Origin of the sequence: Sphingomonas sp. CCH15-F11, assembly GCF_001557005.1 — a bacterium.
In the GTDB taxonomy this organism is placed as follows: Bacteria; Pseudomonadota; Alphaproteobacteria; order Sphingomonadales; family Sphingomonadaceae; genus Sphingomonas.
Map to the genome: position 1 here is coordinate 1 of NZ_LSKG01000123.1, position 4,944 is coordinate 4,944.

Consider the following 4,944-nt stretch of genomic DNA (forward strand, 5'->3'; position numbering starts at 1 on the left):
GAGGCTGGCGGGTTCGTCCGACTTGGCATCGGCCGGAGGCGAGCCCGGAGGCGGCGTGGCCGGCGAGCTGCTCGTCGGGGACGGTCGCGGCGCCGTGGAGGCGGCTTTCGCCTTGGCCGCTTCCGCCGATGCCGCGCGTGCGGCCTCGGCCGCCTCGCGCTGCTCGGAAATCTGCTCGGCGAGCGTTTTGCGCGAAGCGATGAGCTGGCCGAGCGCGCCGTCTGCCCCCTTGGCGAGTTCGATGTCGATCTCCGCTGCCGTCGCCGTGATCGAGATCGGCCGCAGCTCTCCCGTCTCGAGGCGCTGGGCTTTGCCCTCCGTTGCGCGAGGGATGACGGTCAACGTAACGGTCTCGCCCGGACCCGCGACGAGGTCGAATCCAAGCGAGTAGCGGCCGAGCAACGGCAAGAGACTTGCGATCAGCATGATTGTCAGTCCTTATTTCGGAGGGAGTGAGGGCCGTCAGGCCGCGATCGCGGAAACACCGCGGTCGGCTTCGGCGCGAAGAGGAGCCGGAGGAGGCCCGTATTTGCCGTCGAGGGTCATGCCGCTCGGCAGGCGGCCGGTCCAATCGAAGCCGACCGCGTTGAGCATCCCGGCGACGAGGTCGGCCTTCTTGGAAGCGAGCAGCTTCGCGAACGCCTTCTCGCCCAAGTGCGCGATGAGGCCGCACTCCTGAGCGATGAATTTGAGCTCGTCCTTTGTGTACCGCTCCAGGAAGGATCGATCGACACGCCAGCCGTGCCGGATGTCGATTGCGAACGCCCGGGCAAGGTCGGCGACATGCGCGAACGACTGCACGTCGCGCGCATAGGCCGCTGCGATCGCGGCAAGGGCGGTCGCTGCCTGCGCGTCCGAAAGCGCGCGGATCCCCTCGATCTTCTCTCCGAAGCTCAGGTCGGGAAACGAAGGGCTGACCAGCAGCCCGGCGCGCGACGTCAAGGTGGCCGGCTTGATCTGCGCGAGCGTACCCGTCAGGCCGGCGACGAGGATCGCAGCATGCGCATGGGAGGGATTATCGGCGAGGCCCCGGGCAAGCGCCGTTCGCCAGGTCGCCTCCCGAAGGTCGGCGGTGCGGCCGGCGATCGATTTGACGGAGACGGTCGCACCGTCAGCCCGGGCGGCCGGCTTGACGATCGCGCCGGACGACGACCGATTGGCTGCGACCGCGGTCGCTCGAACCCCTGGACGCGAGGCTGCACCGTCGCCATCGTCGTCGGTATTTGCCAGCTCGTCCGCGTCGGGAGCAGCTTCCCCATCGTCACCGTCCGCTTGCCGATCGGCGGCCTCGGCCTGTGCGGCAGCCGCAGCGCGCTCCTGGGCCTCGATCCGGGCCTTTTCGATTGCTTCGGTCTTGAGCTGGAAGCAGCCGGGATTGGTGCAATGGCCTTCATCGACATGGGTTTCGAAGAGGGCTCGTTGCGTTCCGGAGTTGAACGGGCAGGCCATGCATTCGGTCTTGTCGAAGCAGGCGTTGGCGAGATCCTGCGTGACGCGCATCAGGAGGTCGCGCGTTTTTCCGACGTCGAGACCGGAAGCGGTGATCGTGTCGAGAGCCTTGTCCTGCTTGTCCGCTGGAATGGCAGCGAGCAGCTCGGCATGCCCGACCTTGATGCGGCGCTCATCGAGCGCGAGCTTCACGGCGTCGGAGAGATTCGCGAGGGCGAGGCGGCGGTCGAATTTGGATTGGGACCAGCCGAGCCGCCGCGCCGCCTCTGCACGATCATTCTGGCAGGCGGCGAGAACCCGAACGGCGGCGTCCGCCTGCTCCGTCTCCGACGCATCGTCGCGATTGTCGTTCTCGTCGATCGCCGCTTCCAGCGCTTCCTGGTCGGTCATCTCGCGGATGACGACGGGCACCTCCCCTTCTGGACCGAAAGCCTCGAGGGCGGCCCGATACCTGCGGCCTCCCGCGACAACGACGTAGGTGTCGTCGACGTCGGCTGCCGGGCGGAGAAGCATCGGCTGAAGCATGCCGCGCAGCCGGAACGACGCGACCAGGTCCTCGTGCTTCTTTCGGTCGAAATAGCGACGTGGATTGTATCCAAGCATGATCTTGGAGAGCGACAGCGTCGTGGCTGCATTCGGATGCGATGGGGTCAAGGCGGGTCTCCTTCGGGATTGGCGTCGCGCCTCCTTCGCGGGTGCGCGCCTTCTTTCCGTCGAGCCTGATGCTCAACCCTGCCCTTCCCCCTCCCCTCTTCATTGCTCGGCGGCTTGCCTTCGGTGGATGTCAGCGGCCCATTGCTCGACCCAGGCTGCGGTAATCTCGTCATGGTCGAGATCGCCGGACTCGATGAGGTCACGGATTTCCGAACGGGCTCGCGCAATCGCCGCTTCCCAAGGATCGGACGGAGGGTTCTCCCGCTCGGCGTGGAGCTGCTGGGGCAGCCGCTGTGGCGGCAAGCTCAGCCTGCGCTGCTGGCCCGCCACCCAACGCTCCAGGTGATCGGCGACGAACTCGTCCGTCTTGGGGGTGCGGGCAGTGTGGGCCGCCCGTCGCGCGCTGATCCCATAGGCCTGGCTGTCGATCGAAGCGATCCTGTGGCGGAACGGAAGCAAGAATGGCAGCGCTGTCCCCTTCACGCCGAAGGCATGGAGCCGGACACCAATCGGCAGGATCTGGTCGAGGTGATCGACGACAGCGATGAGACCTTCCGGTCCATGGATGTCGCGCCGGCACATGCTTCCGACGCCAATAAGCGCCCCAGGCCGGAGCGAGCCCCAGAGGGCGTCGACGCACCGCTCATAGTCGGTCGGCCGCCGGCCCTGGATCACCGGGATCAAGGTATCGGCGTTGCCTTGGTCCTCGGCGAGCCTGCGGCAATCGCGGTTGGCGCGGATCGTCCGGGCGAGCCGGTCGATGACCTCCTCTCGGTCGGCGGCGATCTCGGCCTCGACGCAATAGTCGGCGCTCGCCCACCATCTGAAGGGATAGGCAGCTGCAAGCGAGACATAGTCCGCCAGCGACCATGGGAAGCCGCCATAGCGGGCCGCTGCGACGAACCCACCGGAATCGAGGCAGAGCGACGCCAGGCCTCGTGCGTTTCGAAGCTGATCGAGCCGCCAGCCCGTCCATTCGCGCCAGCCGCGCCGGTCTGACCAGCGCGACAGACAGTTCGCGGAGATCAGCGTGGGCTGCCGCAGCGTGCAGGCTCGCCTGAGGATCGGACCGGCGCCAAGGTGCGGAAGCCCGACGATGATCTCGATATCCATCGATTGCGCCTTCTGAATGGTGGGGAGACGACGCGGTTGACGGGAACTATTGTTCACGTTACGTTCCCGGTCGCAGGAGATTTGCCATGGCGGCCGCCAGATTCAGAGAACGGTTCGACCTCGACATCACGCTGCGGGACGCGGCGCTGGATGCCGACAACCGACCGACGCGAAGGATGATCGCGAACGCCGCGATCGGCATCGACGTCGAGGACGCCTATTATTCCGTCCGTGAGCTGCGCGAGGCGGTCAGCTGGGTCCATGAAGGCGTGCCCGGTGGCAAGCTGAAGCTGGCAGCGATCCTCGCGAACGATGGTGCTGACGACTTCCAGCGCTGCATCTACTTCTGCCTTGCGGGCCGCGGCGTCGTCGCCATGCTCGACGATCTTGAGTGGCTCGAGGACCTTCTGGAACGAAGGGGCCGCGTCGCGGGAGAGCAGAAGCGGATGAAGACCACGCTGATGCCGCTCATCAATCCCTATGTCGCCGATACGCCTGATGGGCCGATGGTGAAGCTCGATGGCGAATTCGAGCAGGGTCCGTCCTGGTGGGCGGAGACGATGCCGTCGGCCTGATTGTCAGGGGGCCGGTCGTCGCTCGCAGCGAAGACGCTCCCCGTGGCGCCAGCGTGATGGTTCGATCCATGTGCCGGCGAAGGCCCCTGCCCTGCTCGCCTTCGCTTGCGCGAACGCTGCCCGGTACCGGGTAGCGCGACCGGGGTCGTTCTTCAGATACTGGATTTCGGGCACGGCAAGACCGGCGCGGATGAGGCGTTCCCCGAGGTCCTTGCCGGCCATCGTCACCGTCGCGATACGTCGCCCGTAAGAGTTGGCAGCGGTGAGGCGGATCACCGCGGTCCTCGAGCGCAGGGCGTTCGCTGCGAGATCCTGGGCGGCCTTGCCGCAAGGCCAGCATCCGGAAGCGCGCTGGCAGAGCTGTCGGCGCTCGAAGGAATCGACGCCGAGCAATCGGAAGTCGACGGCAACGGTGTCGCCGTCGAGCGCGCGCGCCTGCGCTTCAAACGTCTGTGCGCCGCTCGGCGCGGCCGGACCGAGCATCACCATCGCGAGAAGGGAGGGTGCGAGGAGGCGCATCAGGACACCATCTCGACTTCAACACGCTCGCCGCGGCAGGGCATGGTGCAGACGCGGAAAGGCTGCAGCGGATTGCCGGTTCGCACGATGCTGACGCGGCCGGGCTGCAGGTCAAAAAGGCGCGTAGCGACGCGCTGGGCATTCTCGCGACTGCACAGGAGCAGACGCTTCGGCGAAAGGCCGGGGTCGGGAGCAAACATGGGGGTTCCTCTTCGGAAGACATGATACCGGCTCACCGGCTCAGGCAAAGATCGTCTTGTGGACCTTGGTGGTCGGCACAATTTGCCACTGCCGATCCATGAAGCGGCTGATTCGGTAACGACACCCGGTCTCAGGATTCCGGAAGCACAGCTTGCGGCCGCGCTTCTCGACAACAAACTCCTGGCCGACGTGACCATCGTTGAAGGTGAGCGGCGTCTCCAGCCTGATCCGATCGCCATCCTCGAGCTTGCGGGCCCGCCGCTTCAGATTCTCGGCGCAGCGCCGTCGCCAGTCGATGGCATGCTCCCGGTCGGTGGGGGTGAGAAGATCGAGTATGTGCCGCGGGCAGTGGTCCTCGCATGGTCCCATTGCTTCGGTCAGTCGGGTAGGATTGGTGCTGCTCATGGAGTCAGCCCTGATCCCCCCGCCGAAC

At 66.3% G+C, this 4,944-nt stretch carries 7 protein-coding genes; 1 reads left to right on the plus strand and 6 read right to left on the minus strand.

Annotated features, from left to right (window positions below; translation table 11 throughout):
• From AX709_RS11335 to AX709_RS11345, 3 genes are all read right to left on the minus strand, one after another.
• The coding region (locus AX709_RS11335) for a PRTRC system protein E (RefSeq protein WP_066549404.1) at nucleotides 1-426 on the minus strand (426 nt) is incomplete at its 3' end.
• A 36-nt stretch (nucleotides 427-462) separates the two neighbouring features.
• On the minus strand, nucleotides 463-2,052 hold the full coding sequence (locus AX709_RS11340) for a PRTRC system ParB family protein (RefSeq protein ID WP_174521970.1): 1,590 nt from the start codon (nucleotides 2,050-2,052) through the stop codon (nucleotides 463-465).
• A 150-nt stretch (nucleotides 2,053-2,202) separates the two neighbouring features.
• Nucleotides 2,203-3,216, minus strand: a complete 1,014-nt coding sequence (locus tag AX709_RS11345; protein ID WP_042469281.1) for a deazapurine DNA modification protein DpdA family protein — start codon at nucleotides 3,214-3,216, stop codon at nucleotides 2,203-2,205.
• A gap of 86 nt (nucleotides 3,217-3,302) precedes the next feature.
• On the opposite strand from AX709_RS11345, the gene AX709_RS11350 reads away from it, so the two are divergent.
• Nucleotides 3,303-3,791 (plus strand): hypothetical protein, encoded by a 489-nt coding sequence (locus AX709_RS11350; protein ID WP_042469282.1) that lies wholly within the window; start codon nucleotides 3,303-3,305, stop codon nucleotides 3,789-3,791.
• Between the two features lie 3 nt (nucleotides 3,792-3,794).
• Here the strand turns inward: AX709_RS11350 and AX709_RS11355 are convergent, their stop codons facing one another.
• The 3 genes from AX709_RS11355 to AX709_RS11365 form a co-directional block, all read right to left on the minus strand.
• On the minus strand, nucleotides 3,795-4,310 hold the full coding sequence (locus tag AX709_RS11355) for a thermonuclease family protein (protein ID WP_053003299.1): 516 nt from the start codon (nucleotides 4,308-4,310) through the stop codon (nucleotides 3,795-3,797).
• Nucleotides 4,310-4,510: a hypothetical protein gene (locus tag AX709_RS11360; protein WP_042469284.1), complete on the minus strand. Its 201-nt coding sequence runs from the start codon at nucleotides 4,508-4,510 to the stop codon at nucleotides 4,310-4,312. The genes AX709_RS11355 and AX709_RS11360 overlap by 1 nt, the downstream gene beginning before the upstream one ends.
• Nucleotides 4,511-4,550: 40 nt before the next feature.
• A partial coding sequence (locus AX709_RS11365; protein WP_443026198.1) for a DUF6927 domain-containing protein occupies nucleotides 4,551-4,944 on the minus strand: 394 nt, incomplete at its 5' end.